Consider the following 21124-nt stretch of genomic DNA (forward strand, 5'->3'; position numbering starts at 1 on the left):
GACCCTGAGATGGCTTTCACTATCTACACAATCTCCGACCCGGCCACGATTGGAAGTGTTCTGACTTCGATGGCCATGTTTTTCGGCCAGGACTCATGGGTAGGGTCGATGATTAAGACGGGGCTGATTATTGCCCTTCTATTCATTCTCGGGAAAGGTGTCGTTGCGAATGGTGGCTTGCGGCTTGATACGATGCTCATACAGCTTATTATTGTTTGGGTGGCGTTCATGCCGAAAACGACAGTAACTGTTGAACATTTTGAAAACGCTGCACCAGCGCGGGTTGTTGACGATGTTCCTTTTGCAATAGCGGTGCCTTCGGCGATGGCCGGATCATTTGCCCTGTTCGTCACGCAAAAGATTGAAGTCGTTATGTCCTCTGCCAATCCGAAGTTTATATCGGCGAGTGGAGAAACTGAGGTATTTGCGCCAGCTAAGACCCTTATGGCTATCGTGGGTTGCGCTCACGATCCTGATCGCTGTATGGATGAAAATTGGAAGCAAACTCTTTTCGCAGCATCGAGGTACTGTGGCGGTGGCGAGATGAGTAATAAGGATTTCAATAGAAGTCCTAGCGTTTTTCGTGCCTTTGCTGAAGGGCTTACTCAAAACAACCAAACTATTATTTACACGACGGACAATCCTTATAACCCTGGAGGCTCAGGTGGGCAGGCTGCTACTTGTGAAGAAGTTCGTCAATACATTAATAACGTTGCTACCGACCTTGAAGCGAACAATGAGTCTGTCTTTGAGAAGGTGCTAGATGGAATTGCGAAGAATACGCAGCAAAACAAGTATCAACAGTGGGCGAACGCTCAGCCGTCAACACGGGAATGGTCTGAAACATTAGAAATAATAAATCACGTAACAAATGATTCTGCTCAGATCAACAATGTAGCCATTACAAATGTCATGGCCTTTTCAATGGCTGAGCAGTTTGCCAGGGCCGGAAAAACCAGTTTCGATACCATCGTAGAGGTGAAGCGTGATACTGGTTTGTTCGAGTGGGCCAAAGCTGAAGCGGATAGCGCATTCATGGTCACAACGGCGTCGCCGAAGTTCATGGATATTTTGTTCTTCATTTTTATAGCTGCGACTCCAATTGTCATGTTTGTGGCAATTGCAAATCCTGAATCTGGTATTAAGGTTGTCGGCGGATATCTACTCTTTGGGTTGTGGACTCAAAGTTGGGTTCCAATGATGTCGATCATTACTGGCTGGTACCAGAATCAGTTGCTGAATTTTCCACTGCCTGGTCCATTGGGCTTTACGCCTGAATATATGGCAGGATATTTGAGGCATATTTATTCAACCACAATCGTTGCCTCTAATATGCTTCAGGCATCGCCATACATGATGTTTGCAATTATGTCTGGGAGTATGTTTGCACTCTCCAACATGATTTCTAAGGCTGCACCTTCGGTTGGCGCAGGAAGCGTCGCTGAGGGTTCATCTCCTTCTTCAGGTGGTAGCAAGCCTGGAGCTGGAATTCCTAATGCCACAGGTTTGGGAAATGGTCCTTCTGGTGCGGCTCAACTTGCGTCAATTGGAGGTGGTTTGGCAGCGATTTCGGGCGGTGTTGGTGGAAGTGCTTTCGCAGGCGGTGCCAATGTCGCGCCGGCAATGGGGGGGACTCTCCCATCAATAAGTAGCACTGCAGGGGCGCAAGTTGCAACGGCTGCTGCAGATACCAAGGCGGCGGAAGCAACACAAAGCGCTTCTCAAACGGCCGAAAAGGGGTGGCAGCAAATTTTTTCTACTGGTCGCTCTGGATCAACGGCGGTGTCAAGTTCGGAAGTAGCTAGCGCGATGCGGAGTGAGGGGTATACGGTAGCAAACACGGCGAGTGATACGCAACGCGACAGTTCTGGCCAGGCAACAACTTTCCGTGTTGGACATGATACGAGCCAGACCTCACGAGTGGGCCTTGGCGGTGAAGCTAGTATTGATTTGGGTGGTGTGATGGCTGCGATTGGAGGCGTGCTTGATAAGAAGGCAGGCGCTCTTTCCACTGCAAGTGGGAAGGCAGCTGAGAAGGGAAGCCTTGCAAATCTTCAATCCTTGTATGGCCAAGCCGAAAAGGCACTCGCAGCAGGAGATACAGCGAAGGGTAATTCGCTTCTTGATCAGTTTGGTAAAGCTGCGGCCTCACACGATGCTAATTTCGGAGGTGGTGCAAGCTCTGTACTAGGCCAAGTCGGTGGCATTATGGGCAAAGCGTTGAAGCTAAAGGGGTCGTTGGAAGGAAGTGTTGCCCGTGGAAATATTCAAACGGCGGGATTATCGTCTGACCAGTCAGGATCTACAGATCGCACCCTTTCAAGCGGAAGACAGGTTACTAGCCAATCTGGAGCGACAAACACTACAGGTACTCAAGCAAGCCGTAGTGCCTCCTTGACCAAGGCTGCGAGTGACATTGAATCGGCAACAAATGCTGCGAAAGAATCGTTCCAGACTGCCCAGACAGCCCGTGAAGCACAATCATTGACGCGATCGGCGACAGCATCTGCTGGTGCGAATTCGAATTCATCAATTGATGGCACTGCATTAGTGGCTGCTTGGGGAAATACCCAAATGAATTCCAACGGCAGAGACTCAGGTACTTCTCGCCAAGCTATGGATCGTGTTGTATCAGCATTAGGTTCTGCTCTGGGTGCTGCGGGGGGTGAATTTCAGCAGGCTTTAGCAGCTAACGTGTCCCGCCTCCGCGACGAGGGTAAGGGTGCAACTATGAGTAACGACCAAATTGCCGGTGCAGCCGCTGTGCAAGCTTTGCATTCCATGATGCAGAGTCCAAATCAAACTACTGCTGCAACAGGTTTTGCGGCAATCGCTACCATGGCGGAAAAGTCAGGAATGGGCGGAGCTATTAACTCTGAGGCCCTATCTCGTGCCGCTAGTTTGGTGAGTGAAGTTGATGGAAAACTGCAATCTAATTCTGAAGCCTTGAAGCCTCAAGCTGAAAATGCAGCAAACCGGGTCGATGTAGGAATGGCAAATGCTGCATCTGTCGAGAAAAATGCAGCGAATTTTAATAGGGACGCAGAAAATGCAGCAGCCGGTGGATTCGGTGCGGCTTCTGGATCTTTTGGAAGTGCACAGGCCACAGGTGATACCCTGGCCAAGGATGTACTGGCTCCCAAATCGGACATTCAACAGTCTAGAAACCCATACAGCTATGAGGCAGCTCACGATCGAGCGGTTGGTAATACATCTTTCGCTCCTATGTCAGGTGATGCTTCATCTTACGTGGCAGGTGATTACAACCCTACGGTTGCAAAAGAGGCAGCTGCAGTTTTGGGCGCTGCTTACCAAAAAGCCGAGCAAGCCGTAGATGGAGCAATATCTCACGGCCAACAGACATCTACGAGCGTTGCAGTACCGATTTCAAACTCCCTTTCCGCTGGCGAACAAGTCGTTAATTCCGTAAGCAGTCATGTAGATAGCGCAGCATCCACTGGAGCCTCAACGGGAGCGGGAGTTTCATCTTCACTTCCAACTCTTGGTGGAGGTGCAGGCATCAACTTGAGTGGTGGGTCAGGGGGGGGAGGGCAAGCGCCATCACCGCAACCTCAACAGAATCCCAGCTCAAAACCTAACTCATCGCAACCTTCAACAAACGGCAGCGGTCGTGCACCAATGCAGGGGCGATAAAAAAGGGGCCATGGGCCCCTTTTCATCTGTCTCGATTAAAGATATTAAAGGGCAGATGAGACTGTGTTGGATCGTGAGCATCGTCGAGCATGTCCGGTGTACGCTTGTCATCAAAATCAGGTACAGCCCTCTTTGTTGACTGATGACGGTCCAGCCATTGACGAGCATTTTCCAACCGAGCATAACCATGTTCAGCTGCAGTTGGCTCTTCTTGTTTTGTAGCGTCGCTACTTCCAAAAAGCATAGAAAGGAAATTGCGGATTGGCATCTGTATTCTCCGTTTATGCTTAATTATAGCATTCGGTAAAGATTAATCAACCATATTAATCAGGGGCTACTATCTTAATGGATTTTGTAGCTTTTTTGATAATATGACTCAACAACATAATGAGCGATAAGCCTAAAAATTGATCTCTGTTGGCAGTAAGGGGTCTGCAAATAGGGCCGATTCGGTTGTTTTTCGGGACCGTTTTTTTTGGCAAGTTCCATACCATCAAAGCATCCACATGAGGTGCGCAGGTATGTCCGACAGATCAATGAGACAGGCAATCTATCGCCTGATAGCCGTGTCAACCGCTTTCCTTCTGGGAGGCTTGTCTTTGAATGCAGCTGCACAGCATTGTGCGCCCGCAACTGGCGATCAGAACGTTGCGATCGCGGATGAGCTGCTCAGAAAAAATGAATCACGTCGTGCCTACGTGTACCTGAACTTAGCACGGGAGCAAGGTAGTGGTGAGGCATACCGCTACACGGCAGAGATGTTCGAGAAGGCTCGGGGTGTAGCTGCAGATCCATCCATGGTCCGGCACATGTTCTCTTTCGGCGCCCAGTCGAATGACGCCGAATCGATGTTTCGGACTGCCTCTGATTTTTACGAGCGTGGTCTGAAGAAAGATGGCGACTACTGGGCTCGGCGTGCAAAGGATTGCGGCCACATGGGTGCGGTGATGCTGCTGGTCAAACAGGCCTCACTGGATCGCCGGAATGAGGAGGCCCGCTCGCTGCTGTCAATGGCAATAGATGCTGGCTACAGCCCTGCCAAGTTCTATTTGGCTGAGGTCTACGACAAAGGTCAGCTCGGCCTTGAAAAAGATTATCAGTCCGCTTTCAAGTGGTACTACATGGCTGCAAAAGATGGGCAAGCGGAAGCCATGGCCGCAGTTGCGTATTACTTCAATCGTGGCCTTCATGGCGTCCAGGACGATACGGCATCGCTCCATTGGTATCACGAGGCTGCGAAGGCAGGTCACGTTGAATCGATGACTGCCTATGGCTGGATGCTTGCCGTGGGGAAGGGCGGTGCTGTTGACTTGGCTGAGGCAGATCACTACTTCAGAAAGGCCGCACGGAAAGGAGACAAACAGGCTGTTCGTTTCATGCAGGAATTCCTGAAAAAGCCTGGTTCTACGTCACTTCCGAAGGAGGGCTGAACGATGAAGAGACTACTTGCATTCTTCTTCCTTTTGGTCACGACGGCTGTCATAAGCCTGCCAGCGAACGCTGCAACGCGCTATGCCTATGTCAAGAATGAGACTCCTAAGTCAGCCTCGATTTCCATTACCAACGATGGACCAGTGTTTGGAGGAGGTTCTGGGAGCGCCTCATTTGCCGTAGCTGGCGGCGCCACAGGTAACGGCACTGGGCAGACGGACAACGGCATAGTGGTTGAGGTGAACATTTCCGCCTACGCCATCGGCGGCGGTGCACCTTGGAGTAACTACTACTGCCTGCGCTACTCGACAGTTTCAATGGCTGACGCATCCACGAAGCCCTGCTCAGCTCCATACAAAACAGGTGCCTATTCGGCAACTCCAGGCGGTTTGAATGCGACCAGCATGTATGTGGTCATTAGTGTTGCCTCGGCGCCTAATTGCGCCGCTGGAACAGTCTCTTGGGGACCTTCTAACTTCTGCTCGGCTTCTGTGTCAGAGGCGAATCCCTCTGCATCCATATCCGTAACCAATGCTGCGGTAGGTGCCACGGGATCAGGAACAGCTGTGTGCTCGGCATCAGCAACATGGTCGGTGACCAACGCGACATGCACATCCAGCTTGATGGTTCCCTCGACCGTCATAGCAACGCAGGGAACCATTGCTGGTGGTATCAAAGTAACTTGGAATGCTGTGTCCGGCGCGAGCACCTACGAAATTTCGTATCGAAAGCAAGGTGCCACAACATGGACGACTGCCTCTAATGTCACCTCGGGATACCAACTATCGACTACTGACGAAGCAGTTTTCGAATTCATGGTCAGGGGCGCAAATCCTGCTGGACCCGGAGATTGGTCTGGTGTTGTGACTGGTTACGTCCGTCCACAGATCATGCCTGTGTTCGTGTCTCAAGACATTCCCTTGAACGTCAAGGCTGGATCTGCATTCGCAGGAACGCAGATATGGAGGAATGACGGCTATACAAGCTGGGCAACTGACGGCAGCTTCTACATCGGGACTGCAACGGGCTCTGCAGACTGGGGTACGGCTAAAGGCCAATTCTCTTCAGTTGTCGCTCAAGGACAGAGTTCAACGAGCAATACGTCGTTTCAGGCCCCTTCGACGCCAGGTACATACACACTGAGCAGGCAGTTTTACAAATCTGGTACTGCCTATGGAGCGCCATCGGTCGCAATCCAGATCAAGGTTTGGGGAGACGCTAGCTGTTCATCACTTGTAGTCGATTCTCCAGTCGTTTACAGCGTCAATGCAGTCGTTTCCGTAACGTTTGCTGCGAGTGATCAAGTCTCCTCAATGACAGGTACTGTTTGGAGTGTCTCCAACGGTACAGATGATCAAAGAGCCTACACGCCAGTGAACTCGGCCGGGAAGTTCAAGTTTGATGTTCCTTTGTCGAACCACTCAGGTTTTGGGCAGTATCAAGTAAGGGTACAAGTAGAAAACCCTGTTGGCAGTGCTACGTGCGAAACACAGTTTGAGTTTCGCGAATTGGCCTTGCCAAGCCTGACCTCTCTCAAAGAGTTGGTGGGTAAATCGATCGATTCTGCTTACGTGGTTGGCCAGACTCCATCTGAGCCATTCCTGGAAGTCGCAGTTGCTCGTACCAACAATTTGCCTCTTTCTCTTGAGGTTCTTAAACCCCAAGGGGGCGTCGTGCAGTCTGCATCGATTGCCGCAGGTGCTCCAAGCGTGAACCTCAGTAGTGTTCGCTGGGATGGTGCAGCGTGGGAGCGCACTGATTATGTGCTTCGAATCCGTTACACGGAAGCTGGATCTGAAACTCAAGGAAAGGTCCTTGAATTTCCTCTCAGCTTGATTCTTAGCCCTGCCGGCAATCAACTCAAGCTGAGTTACGAGAGCGGTCATCCCTTGGTCGCAATCACCTCCCTTGGCCTCGGTGGCCAGAGCTATGACCCAGTTAAACAAGGCCAATGGGCGTCCCGAGTGGCTGAACAAGGCGGTGTGAGCATCGATTCATTCGATGCCATGAGCGACGGTATCAGGCGCCATGCCCTGGCGTATGACTCACTCTATAACGCAACATTACAGGCGACAGCACGTGCTCTGCCTCCTGCGGGCATTGAATTGCTGTACCCACTCGAAGTGACAACTGTTGCGAAGGTTCCTGTTCTGCCAGTGCGTTCGTTGGCTGCATCGGATGGAACCATGGAAGACATCGTTCGAATCTCTTGGCAGGTACCAGCTGCAGATGGTGCAGGATTTACCTACGACGTATATCGCGGAGATTCGCTCATTGAATCAGGCAAAAAGGCTCAGAGCTTTGACGATACGCCTCCTGAGCGTGGAGTTGAGTACACCTATCGAGTCGTAGCAGTTCTCGCTGGAGCGCGAAGCGTCGGCGATGCGGCAGACACAGGCTTCGTACCAGCCTGTCGTGCACAGCGCCTGGTAGGGGCATCCGTCAACGCAGATATGACCCGTATCAATGGATTGTTGGAACGGTGGGACTGCCTTTCAAGCTCATCAGCCCAGGGAGCTGTTAATGCAGATTCGATGCAGGCAGTTGCGATTAATGGAGAGGGCGAATATCGCAGTTTCAGCTTCCCCCTCGCCCCCACTCTTCAAGATGGATCCCATGTTCTTCGCCTCGCGCTTCAGTCGGAGGGTGTTGTCCTGAATGCCAACAGAACGTACGACGTTCCGTTCGTCCTTAATCGAGCTTCGATTGCGGTCAAGTCTTTGACGATTCTCTACAACGGCGCCACGGCCCAGCCAGGCCTTGAAGCCAGTTCCATTGGCCGCTTTGGAATCAAGATGGATGGCGGGTCTGGTGTTGGATTCGCTGAAGAGATTAAGTGAAACAGGGCCAGACGCTGGGAACGGAGAAAACATGACCCCGAAGATATTGAAAGTATTTATATTGGCAATGTTGGCGATGTACGCCTTCAGCGTGCACGCGGTGACCTCCACCTTCTACAACAAAAGCCAGAGTCGAGTCTCTGTGCGCTTTTATTCGCGGGCGAGTCAGAGTACAGGAATGGTTCAGCAGGGCTCTGAGGTCCTGTTGAATGCTGGCTCATCACGAACCTTCTCCGGACCTGGTGATGCGGGTGAGTTCTATGTTCGTAATGACGGCATTTCCATTGTGTCGGTGTATGTTGTAACGGATTCAAATCCTCCCGACTACATCGGCTATGGCGACCTTTATTCGGGAAATGGCGTTTACTCTGTATTTATTGGTGGCGGTGCAAGTGCTGAGGTGCGAGATTCTGCTCCTGTGGAATGTTCAGCTACTCCCGTCCGCTGGGGTGCTGGAAACTTCTGTTCAGCAACGCCAGTAACGACTGCAAATGGTGGCATCGCCAATCTAACCAACTCCTCGGCTGGCGCAACTGGCTCGGCGGTTGCGTCATGCTCCGCAGGCACCTGGACCGTTAGTTCCGCGAGTTGCTCAGTGAGCCTCGTAGCGCCTATTGGACTATTCGCTACTGACGCAGCAAATGCCAACAGCATCAACATCACTTGGGGAGCCTCGCAGGGCGCGTCAAGTTACCGACTCCAGTCTCGGAAGGTGGGTTCTTCTACCTGGACTGACCTTGCCACTCCTTCCACAGCGTCCTACAACTGGACGGGTCTCAGCGACGAAAGCATTTTCGAATTCCAAGTGCGCGCAGAGAACTCCCTTGGATCATCTCCCTGGAGCGCAGTTGAAACGGGGTCCATTCGGCCAAAGCTGGCACCGACCTTTGTCTCTCAGACGGGCATCCCTCAAAAAATTGGTACTGGTCAAGCCTTCACCTTTACCCAAACCTGGAAGAACAATGGTTCGGAGACTTGGACAGGTGGTGCATACGGAACTGGGCCTGATGGTCCAGCTAACACAAGTGTTTGGGGTGCCGGTTTCTCTGCATTTACTGGTTCTATAGCAACAGGTGCGTCAACAACAACAACGATCTCAGCTGTAGCTCCCACAGTGCCAGGAACGTACCCCATTCAACGCATTTTCTGGAAGAGTGGGTCTGCCTACGGTGTTGCTTCAACTCCTGTGAATGTGGAGGTGGTAGGTCCTCCAACCTGTACAGGGATCGCTACGAATATCGCGACCACATACAACGTGAATGGCACTGTGACGGTTACCCTCCAGGGCCCATCATCGGTTGATACCGCGACTATCAAAGCTTGGGGAGAAGCGAATGGGCAGGACGATGCCAAAGACTATGCAATGTCTTTTGGATCTAACTGGTCGGTGACGATCCCTGTCTCTGCGCACCTTAGTCCCAATGAAACCAAGATCAATTTTGAAGCACGTGTAGGTAATTCGCTTTTTGCAGCAGCCCCCTGTGCTACTGGTTCATTGGCATTCCAGCAACTGCCTGTTCCGACTTTCAAGTTGACCCCCACCATGGGTTCCTACGATCCAGGTTCACTGAGATCGGGTTTTGTAGCCGACAGAGCAAATGGTGCTTTCGCAACGATCAATGTCGCTCTCGGAAACGTATCAGACCTGAAGGTGAAGGTGGAGCTTTCGGGTACTGCGGACGAAATAGGTGTGTCTGTTCCTGCAGGAAGTTCTGGCGTGGAGATCCCATTGCGTCTTCTAAGCTCAAAGATTGGGAGCGATGTCCCAGCTTGGACGGCAGTGTCAGGCAATGTCCGTGTGACATATGCCGATCAGGAGGCCGCGTCTCAGCTGAAGGTGGCCAGCCAGCCGATTGAAGTATTGGTCGCTCCCTCAGCCATGCAGGTTGCAGCTCAAGGAACGCTCGGCCTGCCACCTGCAGTGAATGCCCGCGTATCAAAGGATGGTGCTTTCGAGACGAGCTTGCATGGTGCTTTTCAGGGGGGATTATTGACGCACCCCGACAAGCAGTTGGTTAAGCCCCTGGCTGAGACAACTGGAAATGGGGAATGGTCGGCGAATGACCTTGACTACTCGCAGCTATTCAAAACTCAACTGGTCGCAGTTGCACGCGCAACACCGCCGGTAGGGGTCGTTCTACTTCAGCCCTTGGAGTTTTACAGTGCACCTTTCACTCTTCCGGTACAGGCGCCTGCTGCGTTATCGGCAACAGACGGCACACGCGAAGATGATGTGAAAGTGACCTGGACTCCTCCAGCCGTTGACAGTTCGATCCGCTATCGGGTGTTCCGTGATCAGACAGAAATTTCACCAGCAGGTGGCATGACCGGTGCTGAGTTCATAGATGTGCCGCCATCTCGTGGACAGGTGTTTACCTACCGCGTTAAGACGTTAATTGGCTCAGCATCAAGTGCTGGTGAAGCTGCTGATACGGGTTTTGTCCCAATGTGTCGGGCCCCACGTTTGATTGGCGCGTCGCTCAATGCTGATATGACTCGCATCAACGGATTGCTGGAACGTTGGCAATGCCTCGAATCAGCGCAAGCAAAGGGGTTGCTTGATCTTTCGCCCGAGGTCTACGACCTGGCGATAACCGGTGCTGGAGACTATCGTAGTTTTAGTTTCCCCCTCCCCGATGGCCTTGCCGATGGCGCCCATGTTCTGAATCTGAACCTAAATTCCACAGGGGTGAGTATGTTTTCGCAGAGGACATATGAAATCCCGTTCTTGCTGAACCGCGCGTCAATTGCGATCAAGAGTCTCACCATCCTCTATGACGGTAGATTTGCTCTTCCAGGACTGGAAGCCAACTCGGTTGGGCGTTTCGGTATCAAGATGGATGGTGGCACTGGCATTGGTTTTGCCGAGGAGATGAAGTGATCCTTCGTGACCCAGCTGCTTCTTGCAGCCGCCGATATTTCCTAACCAGTGCGGCCACTTTGGTGTCTGTCCCTTTCGCGGCCCAGGCTCAGTCGAGGGTTGGCAAACAACTTGTAGCCTCTATCCCTGTGTTTCCTTGGCTCTTGATAGGGCAAACGACCCTCAGTGAGATGAGAGGGCCTGTACAGGCGTTGCTCAACTCCAATCCTCGCCCTTGGTACCGTGATGGAGCCTCCGATATCACAGGCGGCACGTACATGACCATCAGCACCTTGGCCGGTAATGGGGTAGCCAATGAGGATGGTGTGCGCATATTCACCACCGTCTTTGACAAGAACCAGCGGGCACAACTCGCCATCTTTGTGGTGGACAAAGGCTGGAACGATGTGAATGTCCAGCCGCTTCTGAAACGGATGACGGCCAGGTACGCATCCTACGCAAGCCCTGTACGTATCCAAGATGGTGACAGTGAGGCCACCGACTACTACTACTACTTTGACATCGGTCGCTTTTGCATTGAGATTGCCATTCCTCAGCATGGTACCAATGCCACGGTCTACTTCACGACCAAGGAAATTCATCGGCAACTTCGAATGGCAGATCGGACCTACGATTTATTCAAGCCGTATCTGGAACAATCCAGCAATTGATAGATCCATGCATTGATGATTCATCGATTCAGCAATGATTCATTCAACTTTGATTTGCAAAACATCATATGAGTATTAAATCCACCGTCCTCGCAATGGCCATTCTGGCTGGTGTGTCCACATCCGCCTTCGCAGATCCCTCAATCGCAGATTTGAAGGCAAACTTGCTCAAAAACATGCCTGGCCTCACCATTGATTCATTGAAGGCATCCTCCGTCCCCGGCCTTTATGAAATGGTCTCCGGACCTGATGTTGCCTACGTTACGGCCGATGGTGTCCACATGATTCAGGGCACCCTGTACAACGTCGCTACGCGAAAGAACCTCACAGAGCAGAGCTTGTCCGTATCGAGGGCGAAACTGATGCAGCAGATCGATTCAGCTTCACTGATGGTGTATCCAGCTGTAGGCAAGGAAAAGCACTCGATCACGGTCTTCACCGACCCATCGTGTGGCTACTGCCGCGCTCTCCATGGTGAAATTCCGAAACTCAACGAACTGGGAATTACTGTCAAGTACGCGCTGTATGCACGAAACGGCAATGGAACCCTGACAGGCAGGCAGTTGACGGAAGTTCTATGCTCAAACGACCCCAAGGCGGAGCTGACAAAGTTCTTTGCTGCCTCAACCAGGGATGTGAAGGGGGCAGAATGCCGTAAGGCGGATGGCCTTGAGCGGATTGCCCGAATCGCACCGCAAGTCGGCCTCAAAGGTACTCCGCACATCGTTACGGACAAGGGTTTGGCGTTCTCTGGCTACCAACCCCCGCAAGAGCTACTGCGGACGCTGCAAGGTTCGTGAACTACTCCCACTGTGCTTATAGCGAGACCAGCTTAGCGAAGGCTTAAGTCCAAATTACTTGAATCTTGTAACGGCCTATGTTTGATTTTGCATAGCAAAAGATTGAAAATCCGTTACAAGGAGAAACAATCGTGATTGGAACAACGAAGCCCACGGATGGGGTATTCATTGACCTGCGCATTGTCTTGCCTGAGCACGTGCACTTTTCAGACTTATGTCTGGAAATTGGAGACGATGGCGAAGTCCGTATGGATGCGACGCCAGTGCGCACTATTTGCGAAGCTTCCGGGCTTGACCCTGAGATGTTTCTTCGTGAAGGGGCGGAGATGGATTTGGCGAGGTTCGTGCAAGGTTGGTACGCTGCCCACCTAGCACGTGGCGGCAGACCCAATCCGGTGTTGGAAGAGTTGCACGCCTTTGAGATTCCCCCTCAATGGCCTGCCAGCAAGTTCATCTTTCAGGTTGGGCACGCGTAATGTGAAGTCCTAAAAAAAGCGGCGATGCCTGGTGAGGGCATCGCCGCTTTTTTACGTCTGTACTTAAGAGTGGCTCGTTACTTGAGAAGTAGGGCCTTCCACTCGTTCTGCGTGCCGGGGAGGGGGGTGAACTTCATCTTGTCACCTTCCCCCACGTAGAGCAGCGGGAGTGTAGACAGTCGAGCCAGCAACGCTTGCGTGGAGTTTTCATCTATCTGGAAAATGCCCGTGCCAATCGCACGTTTCAGCTTTTCGTCTTTCTTGATGCGAGAGGGCTCCATCCAAGATGTTGCCCGCCCGCGTTGAGAGAACTCAACCAATTTTTCAACGCCATCGCCAGAGAGTCTTTCGTATCCCATAGCCATAGCCATTGCGCCCGTGGACAGCTCATCTTTCCCGGCCGATACCGGAATAAAGCGGATCGGGCGGGGGTTGGCACCACTCTTCACGAGGCTCTGGTGCAACCCTACCAAGCTGAGGAAACTGCTCTTGCCAGCTTCCGGTCCGAGGTCCACCACAAAGGAAATCGGCGCGGTCTTTGACTTGCCGCCCTTGAGCATCATTCCGTGCATGTCCTGGGGCCGCAAAGCGCGAGCTGGGTTGTCGGCCATCTCGCCGCGCACATAGCGTTCCACCATCTGGTTGAGGTCGCGGTCCTTCTCCATGTCGATCATCATCCCGACCACCAGGTAGCGGCGAGTCTTGTCCGTGTAGAAGACAAAAAGCTCCTGACGACCTTCGGGGTTTTCCGTCGAAAAGCTGTCTGCCTGGACAACAAAGCCGTCAAGGCCGGGGATGGCCGTTTCGACCTTGCGGATGACCTTGGCGTTTTCTAGGCGAGCATCTGCACTGGCGCCCATCATCGCGTTCAAACGATCGGAGCTTCGCAACCAGGCGGGGATGTCCTTGTCATCAGGAGAAATTTCGGTCGCTTTGATGTTCGACGATGCCCCTACCTTGTTCGGCTGAATGAAGTCATTGATGCCGGCAGCGGAAGCTGCTCCAGCGCCACATGCCATGAAGGTTGCGAGGGTGAGGGTGATGAGGGAGCGAGAGTAGTTTGGCTTAAATTGCATTTGGACCTCCATGCATGAGGCGGCTGACCATGCCGTTGAGCAGCAGCAGGAATTGAGAAGGGTTGCTATTGGCGTGGTCGGGGTTGACGACATACCGACCGAGAAGCGCCACGGAGGGGGTAACGGTCACCTTGTAGGTGTTGATGAGCTTGCCGTGATCAGGGACTCGCTTCTGAAGTGCTGCTCCTTTGCTTTGCAAGAACGTCTGGATAGCTTTGAAGTCGATCCCAATCGACACAAGGGTCTTGAGAACGTCCTCCATGGTGACGGACGTTTTGGCTGGCTTCCCTGTATCCGAGTCGCCTTGAAGCATCGTGTACATCGAGAAGTCATATAGCGGAACCTTGGCGGGTGCCAGTGCCTGGGCGACCAACCGGCCGTATACGGCGAAAACTTGGTTGTCGTTGTCCACGCTGGTAACAAGGGGCGTTGCATCGAACGTGTAGGGTTTGGGAAGAGTGCTCCCCCATTGCGTGAGACCGTTGTGGTAACTGCGGCAATAGGGGCAGTCGTACGAAAAAAGGAAGCGAATCCGGTTCGTGTCCCCTGCAACCGTGGGTGTGATCAAGTCATAGGGCTTGGTCGAGATGCCGGGGTCTTGCTTGCTAGCACCGGCCGAGTTTTGAGCCCAGCTAGGGCTGGTCAGCATCGGGCTGGCCAACACGGCTGCGATGGTGGCGATGGACTGACGCCGAGTATTCGAGTTGTGCATGATGAAAATGAGGTTCCTACGCGTGTGCACCTGCAGTCAGTGAGATGGCTTGTTGAAGGGTGGTGATGCCAGCTGCGGCCAGTTCCATGGCCGCTTGACCAAGCGTTCGGTATTGAGGCTGCAGCTTTGCAGCGCGGATCAGTGCTTTTAGGTCGCGCTCTTCGCAAGCAAGTCTGGCCTCAGGGGTTGGGAGAATCAGTTCAAAAACCGGTGTCAACCCGACCATTCCCTCAACGCAACGTTCGTAGTCACAACCGTGGCGATTCAGGCTGTAGACGACCTCGCAGCTCTGAATCGTTGCTTCGTCCAGTTCGGAGTTGCGCATCTGTTTGCGCTCAAACTCACCCACTTCATGGGGAATGCGGCAATGTGGACAGACCTTTTGGACCAGTCGCTGGGCGAGGAAGCCTCCCATCGCCGCACTGAGAACGTTAGGCACGACGTTGAGGTCAAGCATCCGAGACATGGATACTGCGGCGCTGTTCGTGTGGAGCGTCGAGAGAACGATGTGGCCAGTGAGCGCGGCTTGAGCTGCTGTTCGGGCCGTCTCGGGATCCCGGACTTCGCCCACTAGGATGATTTCCGGATCCTGGCGAAGAAATGCCTTGAGTGCGTCGGCAAAAGACATCTTCGGCGTGGTTGCGCATTGGACGAGGCCTTCCACGCGATACTCGATAGGATCCTCGATCGTCACGATCTTGACGGTCGGCTTGTTGAGTTCCTGGAGGATGCCGTAAAGCGTCGTGGTCTTTCCGGAGCCGGTAGGGCCTGTCACCAGGAAGAGCCCCTCGGGCTGATTGATGATGTGCCGGATGCCATTGCGGACCCCCTCAGGCATGCTGATCTGGTCCAACGTCATCAGGTTCTTGGACTGGTCCAGCAAGCGGCAAACGATGGATCGCCCGTGGTCGGAAGGAACGATGCTCACCCGCACGTCCACCATGCGTTCATCCACATCGATGCGCAGCGATGTGTCCACCGGCTCCTGGCTATCGATGACCGACCGCTTACCTTTGGCCCGGATTAACCGGTTCACTTCACGCGACATTTGTTCCGGCCACTCGGAGTGGGTCTGCAAAGTGCCCGCAATCCGCCGCCGAACGATCATCCTGCCTTCCAGGTCTTCAAAATGGATGTCACTGGCGCGCATCCGAGCACTGTCGCGGAAGAGATCATTCAGGAACTTGACCGCGCTTCCATCCGTTGCACTCGAAGAGATGAACTCCGTTGGCTCACGCTCGATTTCATGGTGAGCACGGCGCTGTTGCTGCGCCTGTCCATTCGCTACAAATCCGTTCATGATGCCGCTTTCATTGATCAAGTGATCTTCGCAGATATGCCTGAAAAAGGACCTTTGAAAAAGAGCAAAAAGCGTCGCATTTGAGGTGGTGCCTATGTCTCTCATTCAATACATTCATTGAAATTCATAGAATCAAATTGCTAATGGATGATTAATCGGAGACAATGAATCCATGCCCAAATAATTCATCAGGGCGGCCAGCCCCGCAGGCTCGATGCGGGGGTATCCAAGGAGTGACCATGAATCTCGGCGCAGACGACCGAGGCCAGTTGGTAGAGGAAAACCCAGCAGGCATCCTGAAGTTGATCTTTCCCGCGAATGAGATGAAGCACATCGCGCGGGTGGTGCGTATCGAGCGCAGCCGTGAGTTGGTAAACGCTCTCATGGCCACTGCAAAAGGACGCAGCGATGCTGTGGCAACCGCTCAGCTGGCGGAGCTGCGGCACAACCTTCGCCTGGACCTCGCTGAAGCAAATCGTGCCTATGTCGAGGGTGGGCCTGCTCAATCGGAGCCTGCTTCTGCACCGAATCAGAAAAGCAGCTGGAAAGCCATTCGTTGGGTGCAGGGAGTTCTCAAGTGGATGCGCTGACTCTCAACACAACCCTTGGTGAAGACGGCTTGTATCAGGTGCAATGGCAGTGGGCGCGAAGCAATCAGCGCGTTCCACAAGTCGGCGTGCTGCACGTTTCTGTTGACCCGAAGTGGATTCAGGATCGGGCTGCACTGGCGGAAGTGCAGGCTATCTTTCACTTGCTGCACGAACGTGAAATTCACGGGACCCGCCTGGGCAACGGTATCGCAATTCGCGTGAGTGAAAAGACGATTGCCCTTGCTGTGCAGAAGAAGGCTTTGAAGGCGACAGGGGCCGGTAGAGCGAACCCATCGCCAGTGATCCACGCCGTTGATTTTCTGGCCACCAAGTTCTTCGAGGCAGAGGTCTCGGTAGCAAAGTGGACTGAACCTACCCAGTACAAGCAGTTTGAAGCTGCGAGTATTTCCGTGGGTGTAGAGATACCGACAGTTCGCGTTGTATGCCACTTGATTGGCCAGCCATTGCGCATCAGCCGCCACGCCATATACAGGTATCTCGCTCGAATCGACCAGAAGCTGCACAAACTGGACGAGCACGATCTTTCGCAGGTGCCAAACGCCCGCTGGTCACATGCTTGGAACTGGCTCACCCGTGTATTGGTAAACCCCAACTTGGAAGAAGCACGGGTTAGCAGCAAGGCCCTCGCGCGTGTCACAGCGAAGTATGGCGAGGGCACCCGATATCTGCGCTTTCCAGACGCCGGCAACGTCATCCTCGTGGTGCGAGTTGATGAGCGCGGCCCTGTGCTTGCGACGGTTATGGTTGAGGACCTGTACAACCCATTTTTTGAGCGCCTGCCTGTGATGAAGGGTGCTCACCTCATGTCTCACTCCAACGCAATGGCCAAGCGCGCCGCACGCAAGTAGTGATTGAAAGGAGTGGAGATGAAGCCGGAAAACATTCTTGCCTTTTGGCACGCGCTTGAAGCGATAACCGCTCAAGAGGTTGCGCGCCTTGACGCGATGGATCCGTGCCGCCCTGTGTATGGGTTGGGCTATACCGATAGCTCAGTGGTGCCTTGGAAGTCTGCCAACCACACAAGCAAAGCCATTGAAAAGGGGTTCGCCTGGAAGTACGCAGCTCAGTGCGGGGTTTACGCAATCGACGCTGTAACGGGAATGCTCCTGCGTCATTTCGGGAACAGCCAGGCGGACTGGTATGAACAGGGTGGCGGGCGTGCGAGGTTGTTCGACCTGGCCTTTGATAGCTCGGGTCTGCCTTTGGGACATACCTTCGCACTTTCGTTGTCAGCTTGGTCGGCGGGGCAGATCTTGAGAGATGGCGGGGGAGCCCATCTTCTTCAGACAGGTGGAGTGGCGACCCTTGATGGTCTCCCTATGCCGGAGCACTCTATTCCTGAAGTGATGAGCGGATTTGCTGCCTTCGACGCCCTGTCACGACACCTAGCCCAGTGGGTGGTGTTTGAGGCTCGACGGATGCGTGATGCGGGGGAGTGCGCAGATGCAGTTTGGATCGATGCACTTGTCCAGGATGTTTCCCGCCGCTTGTTTGGCCAGGACTCTGCAATCCCGATTGAAGAACTCTGCCGGGTTCGCGCGACTCAGGTCAAGCTGGGGCGTGATGAAGCCACACAAAATGCCGCCCGTGCACAAAATGACTTTGACATTCTGAGCAGCTTCTTTGTGGAAGATCTGCAGCGGGTGAGAAAAGCCTTTGCCGCTGGACACGCTGGCAAGGGACTGAAGGAATTTCTTGCAGCAGGGCAGGGGAAGAGCGCCCCTGTTCGTATTGACGTGCGCGCACCCGCCAGTTCCCCCTTGATTGAAGCTGCACTGCGCCCCTCGAAGATGCCAGCTGGGCGCTGGCCATCGGATCACGCGCTTGTGCTGAGTCAGCAGCTGGCCGTCAATGAGGCATGGGCTAAGCTCCAAAATGGCAGCGGCATCTTTGCGGTGAATGGACCTCCCGGAACTGGGAAAACGACATTGCTGCGTGACGTGGCTGCAGCAGTCATCACGCAACGGGCATCCATTCTCGTGCGGGGACGCACTGGGTTTTTTGGTCCCAAAGCCGCCCATCGGCTGGGTGACATTTGGGTGCCTTACTACCCATTGCACGAGAGCCTCGAAGGCCACTCCATCGTTATCTGCAGCTCCAACAATGGGGCTGTCGAGAACGTGACGCTTGAGCTACCTGGCGAGGCTGCTGTTCCTCAACGCGTCCTTGCCCAGTCTGACTACTTTCGGTCGGTCGCCACCAGCGTGACGGGAAAGAATGCATGGGGCCTCGTGGCTGCGCCTCTCGGAAAACGGGCAAACCGCAGTGAGTTCCTCTCTTCGTTTTGGTGGAGCAAAACCGGGCAAAGAGACAAGGGTGGAGAACTGGTCACGCCAGGTCTACGCGAAGCCCTTGCGGGACTTCAGAGCAAGTTGACTTCTCCTGTAGTGGGTTGGGATGCTGCAGTGAAGAAGTTCAAGCGCGCGCAAGAGAACGAAAAGGCATTTCGCACACTCCTGGAGAAAATGGCTCAGCGTCCTGAGCACATCGCGGCTTTGAAGGCACGGGCCACGAGTGACGAAAGCCGACTTGCGGCGATGGATGCTGTGTTCGATGAGCGCCAAGCCCTGCTAAAGGCAGTTGAAGCAAAGCTGTCTGCAGTAGAGCGTCTGCGGGTCGCCTCGCTTGCACAGCGTGCGCATGTCGATGGACGAATCTCGGGTCATCGGAAGGATCGCCCCGGATTTCTGGAGATGCTGCTGACCCTTGGCAAAGCCCAGAAAGAGTGGCGTGAACAACTCAATGCATTGAACGCAGAAGCGGCTTCGGTGGCGGCCGATTGGCCTGCTATGGACAGGGAACGTGAATCTTGCGTGCGCACTTCCCAGCAGATCAAGGCTGCGATCCATGATATCGAGACACAAGCCTCGAAACTTGATGGGGAGCTGCAGGCAACGATCGCAGCTTTGGGTGCGGAGGAGTCCCAGCTGAGAGCCGATATGGAATGGCTGGGCGCTCGTTGGCCACGCCTGGATGTACCAGATGAAGATCGTGAACGGATTGAACCCTGGGCGGATCGACAATGGTTGCAAGCTCGTGAAGACCTGTTTCTGGCGGCGCTGGATGTCCACCGCGCTTTTGTCGAGCACCATCCAACGGAAATGCTCGCCAACCTCGGGCTTGCGAGTGACTGGCTGAGCGGAAAGCAAATGCCTCCCGAACTGGCGCGAACGGCGCTGGACTCGTTGTGTCTCGTGGTGCCGGTGATTTCAACCACCTTCGCTTCAGTTTCACGCATGTTCTCGCAGCTGAATCAGGAGAGCATTGGTTACACCCTCATCGATGAGGGTGGGCAGGCGCTGCTACCCCATGCAGTGGGGGCCATCTGGCGCTCCAAGCGGACTGTTGTTGTGGGTGATCCTCGCCAACTCGAAGCCGTTTTCACTGTTCCCTCCCAAGTTGAGGCCGCGTTGGCAGCGCAATTCAATATCGGGCAGCAGTGGATGCCCAGTTTTGCGTCGGTGCAGGGACTTGCCGATCAGGCCTCTGTATGGGGTACTTGGTTGCCAGGTGACCGAGGTGATCGTGAGTGGGTCGGATGCCCTTTGCGGCTTCACCGCCGTTGCGATGAGCCAGCATTTTCGATTTCAAACCATCTTGCCTATGGGGGGCTCATGGTTCATGGCAAGGTTCAACCCGTTACGGGCGGATCGCTCAGTGCCAGTGGTTGGATCGATGTTCGGGGCAGGGTGAGCGAGGGCCACTGGATAAGAGAAGAGGGCGACGCTGTTAGAGCCTTGCTTTCAGACCTCATAGGTAACCAAGGCGCCACCCCTGATCAGATCGCAATGATCACCCCCTTCAGGGACTGCTCTTCGAGACTCAAGGCCATGGCTTCGGCCTACGGGATCGCGAACGGGCGAGTAGGGACTGTTCATACCGCCCAGGGCAAAGAGGCAGATATTGTTGTGCTCGTGCTGGGTGGAGATCCACGGCTACCGGGGGCGAAGGCCTGGGCTGCAGCGAAACCCAATCTGCTGAACGTGGCGGTCTCCCGTATGAAGAAGCGCCTCTACGTGGTAGGCAACCGGCAGGAATGGGCCAAGCACAAGCACTTCGGCGTGATGCACGAATACCTGCGACCTATTTCTTATCGAGCTGACGAAGCGACCCAGGAACAATGATGTCTGACAGCTCCCTTTCAGTAAGGGGGCTGCTTTCACCCGGTTGAGTCTTGGGCCCCACAGATGGACCTGCTGAAAGGTCAATCTGACCTGAGGCTTGTTTTGCTATGCGTGCGCTCGACTCACCTCCCTTCCCTTTCGACTCCTGTTCCAGCTCGGCTGTACGGTGTGCCTCCACAGTCCTGAGGGTAAATCCGCGCAGCAGGATGTCAAATTTCTCGCTGTCGATTCTTTCCAGGTTCGCAAGCACCTCCCCGAGAGCCAGAATCTTTGCGCCCACTTCCGGGGCCATGGAGTTCAGCACATCAGGCTTTTGCATGGGGCCATAGCCTGAGAGTAACCAATTGATGTTCAGCCCCTGAGCGCATGCTCGTCCGAGGAACTGCGAGCCCGGGGCATTCACCCCGTTCTCGTACTTGCGCAACACGCCCACGTCCACCCCGAGAACCTTGGCCAGGCTGTCCTGAGTTTCATGCCGTGAGCGACGCCAACTCTTCAGCCTTTCCCCAACTGATGACGGTGTAGTGGAGGGCGTTTCCATGGCCTCAAGGGCTTTGGGAGTGCCAATT

The 21124-nt window shown here is 54.0% G+C and carries 15 protein-coding genes; 10 read left to right on the plus strand and 5 right to left on the minus strand.

All coding sequences use genetic code 11. The features are described from left to right. The first annotated feature begins 9 nt into the window (after nucleotides 1-9). Entirely contained in the window at nucleotides 10-3654 is a 3645-nt protein-coding gene (locus ACODSU_RS08310) for a conjugal transfer protein TraG N-terminal domain-containing protein (RefSeq protein ID WP_488841550.1), read from the plus strand. A 22-nt stretch (nucleotides 3655-3676) separates the two neighbouring features. On the opposite strand, the gene ACODSU_RS08315 is transcribed toward ACODSU_RS08310, so the two are convergent. Beyond that, on the minus strand, nucleotides 3677-3922 hold the full coding sequence (locus tag ACODSU_RS08315) for a hypothetical protein (protein ID WP_488841552.1): 246 nt from the start codon (nucleotides 3920-3922) through the stop codon (nucleotides 3677-3679). 253 nt (nucleotides 3923-4175) lie between these two features. On the opposite strand from ACODSU_RS08315, the gene ACODSU_RS08320 reads away from it, so the two are divergent. From ACODSU_RS08320 to ACODSU_RS08345, 6 genes are all read left to right on the plus strand, one after another. After that, complete coding sequence (locus tag ACODSU_RS08320; RefSeq protein WP_488841554.1) at nucleotides 4176-5084, plus strand: tetratricopeptide repeat protein; 909 nt, start codon at nucleotides 4176-4178, stop codon at nucleotides 5082-5084. A gap of 3 nt (nucleotides 5085-5087) precedes the next feature. Then, complete coding sequence (locus tag ACODSU_RS08325) at nucleotides 5088-7925, plus strand: hypothetical protein (RefSeq protein WP_488841556.1); 2838 nt, start codon at nucleotides 5088-5090, stop codon at nucleotides 7923-7925. Between the two features lie 31 nt (nucleotides 7926-7956). Continuing rightward, nucleotides 7957-10806, plus strand: coding sequence for a fibronectin type III domain-containing protein (locus tag ACODSU_RS08330; RefSeq protein ID WP_488841558.1), 2850 nt, complete (start codon nucleotides 7957-7959; stop codon nucleotides 10804-10806). Between the two features lie 257 nt (nucleotides 10807-11063). Beyond that, complete coding sequence (locus ACODSU_RS08335) at nucleotides 11064-11456, plus strand: hypothetical protein (RefSeq protein ID WP_488841560.1); 393 nt, start codon at nucleotides 11064-11066, stop codon at nucleotides 11454-11456. Between the two features lie 68 nt (nucleotides 11457-11524). Continuing rightward, the gene (locus ACODSU_RS08340; RefSeq protein ID WP_488841562.1) at nucleotides 11525-12256 is read left to right on the plus strand and encodes a disulfide isomerase DsbC N-terminal domain-containing protein; all 732 of its coding nucleotides are present in this window, start codon (nucleotides 11525-11527) and stop codon (nucleotides 12254-12256) included. A gap of 131 nt (nucleotides 12257-12387) precedes the next feature. Beyond that, complete coding sequence (locus ACODSU_RS08345; protein ID WP_488841564.1) at nucleotides 12388-12732, plus strand: hypothetical protein; 345 nt, start codon at nucleotides 12388-12390, stop codon at nucleotides 12730-12732. 77 nt (nucleotides 12733-12809) lie between these two features. On the opposite strand, the gene ACODSU_RS08350 is transcribed toward ACODSU_RS08345, so the two are convergent. From ACODSU_RS08350 to ACODSU_RS08360, 3 genes are read right to left on the minus strand one after another with little or no spacing between them, the layout of a single operon-like run. Next, nucleotides 12810-13808, minus strand: coding sequence for a hypothetical protein (locus tag ACODSU_RS08350; protein ID WP_488841566.1), 999 nt, complete (start codon nucleotides 13806-13808; stop codon nucleotides 12810-12812). Next, entirely contained in the window at nucleotides 13798-14520 is a 723-nt protein-coding gene (locus ACODSU_RS08355) for a thioredoxin domain-containing protein (protein WP_488841568.1), read from the minus strand. Before ACODSU_RS08355 ends, ACODSU_RS08350 begins: the two co-directional genes overlap by 11 nt. A gap of 16 nt (nucleotides 14521-14536) precedes the next feature. Beyond that, nucleotides 14537-15925 (minus strand): GspE/PulE family protein, encoded by a 1389-nt coding sequence (locus ACODSU_RS08360; protein ID WP_488841570.1) that lies wholly within the window; start codon nucleotides 15923-15925, stop codon nucleotides 14537-14539. 134 nt (nucleotides 15926-16059) lie between these two features. On the opposite strand from ACODSU_RS08360, the gene ACODSU_RS08365 reads away from it, so the two are divergent. Genes ACODSU_RS08365 through ACODSU_RS08375 form a run of 3 tightly spaced genes read left to right on the plus strand, consistent with a single transcriptional unit; the run spans nucleotide 16060 to nucleotide 20555 of the window. Then, entirely contained in the window at nucleotides 16060-16410 is a 351-nt protein-coding gene (locus ACODSU_RS08365; protein WP_488841572.1) for a hypothetical protein, read from the plus strand. Then, nucleotides 16398-17279: a hypothetical protein gene (locus ACODSU_RS08370; protein ID WP_488841574.1), complete on the plus strand. Its 882-nt coding sequence runs from the start codon at nucleotides 16398-16400 to the stop codon at nucleotides 17277-17279. The genes ACODSU_RS08365 and ACODSU_RS08370 overlap by 13 nt, the downstream gene beginning before the upstream one ends. An 18-nt stretch (nucleotides 17280-17297) precedes the next feature. Continuing rightward, on the plus strand, nucleotides 17298-20555 hold the full coding sequence (locus ACODSU_RS08375; protein ID WP_488841576.1) for a DEAD/DEAH box helicase: 3258 nt from the start codon (nucleotides 17298-17300) through the stop codon (nucleotides 20553-20555). On the opposite strand, the gene ACODSU_RS08380 is transcribed toward ACODSU_RS08375, so the two are convergent. Next, nucleotides 20515-21096 (minus strand): helix-turn-helix domain-containing protein, encoded by a 582-nt coding sequence (locus ACODSU_RS08380; RefSeq protein WP_488841578.1) that lies wholly within the window; start codon nucleotides 21094-21096, stop codon nucleotides 20515-20517. The two genes, ACODSU_RS08375 and ACODSU_RS08380, sit on opposite strands and share 41 nt — an antisense overlap. Nucleotides 21097-21124: the final 28 nt, after the last annotated feature.

The organism is Acidovorax sp. FG48, from assembly GCF_057809085.1.

What these genes read in the sequence shown, in the direction of transcription:
- ACODSU_RS08310 (WP_488841550.1), top strand. Translation starts at nt 10, where the DNA reads ATGGCTTTCACTATCTACACAATCTCCGACCCGGCCACGATTGGAAGT.
- ACODSU_RS08315 (WP_488841552.1), bottom strand. Translation starts at nt 3,922, where the DNA reads ATGCCAATCCGCAATTTCCTTTCTATGCTTTTTGGAAGTAGCGACGCT.
- ACODSU_RS08320 (WP_488841554.1), top strand. Translation starts at nt 4,176, where the DNA reads ATGTCCGACAGATCAATGAGACAGGCAATCTATCGCCTGATAGCCGTG.
- ACODSU_RS08325 (WP_488841556.1), top strand. Translation starts at nt 5,088, where the DNA reads ATGAAGAGACTACTTGCATTCTTCTTCCTTTTGGTCACGACGGCTGTC.
- ACODSU_RS08330 (WP_488841558.1), top strand. Translation starts at nt 7,957, where the DNA reads ATGACCCCGAAGATATTGAAAGTATTTATATTGGCAATGTTGGCGATG.
- ACODSU_RS08335 (WP_488841560.1), top strand. Translation starts at nt 11,064, where the DNA reads ATGACCATCAGCACCTTGGCCGGTAATGGGGTAGCCAATGAGGATGGT.
- ACODSU_RS08340 (WP_488841562.1), top strand. Translation starts at nt 11,525, where the DNA reads ATGAGTATTAAATCCACCGTCCTCGCAATGGCCATTCTGGCTGGTGTG.
- ACODSU_RS08350 (WP_488841566.1), bottom strand. Translation starts at nt 13,808, where the DNA reads ATGCAATTTAAGCCAAACTACTCTCGCTCCCTCATCACCCTCACCCTC.
- ACODSU_RS08355 (WP_488841568.1), bottom strand. Translation starts at nt 14,520, where the DNA reads ATGCACAACTCGAATACTCGGCGTCAGTCCATCGCCACCATCGCAGCC.
- ACODSU_RS08360 (WP_488841570.1), bottom strand. Translation starts at nt 15,925, where the DNA reads ATGAGAGACATAGGCACCACCTCAAATGCGACGCTTTTTGCTCTTTTT.
- ACODSU_RS08365 (WP_488841572.1), top strand. Translation starts at nt 16,060, where the DNA reads ATGAATCTCGGCGCAGACGACCGAGGCCAGTTGGTAGAGGAAAACCCA.
- ACODSU_RS08375 (WP_488841576.1), top strand. Translation starts at nt 17,298, where the DNA reads ATGAAGCCGGAAAACATTCTTGCCTTTTGGCACGCGCTTGAAGCGATA.
- ACODSU_RS08380 (WP_488841578.1), bottom strand. Translation starts at nt 21,096, where the DNA reads ATGGAAACGCCCTCCACTACACCGTCATCAGTTGGGGAAAGGCTGAAG.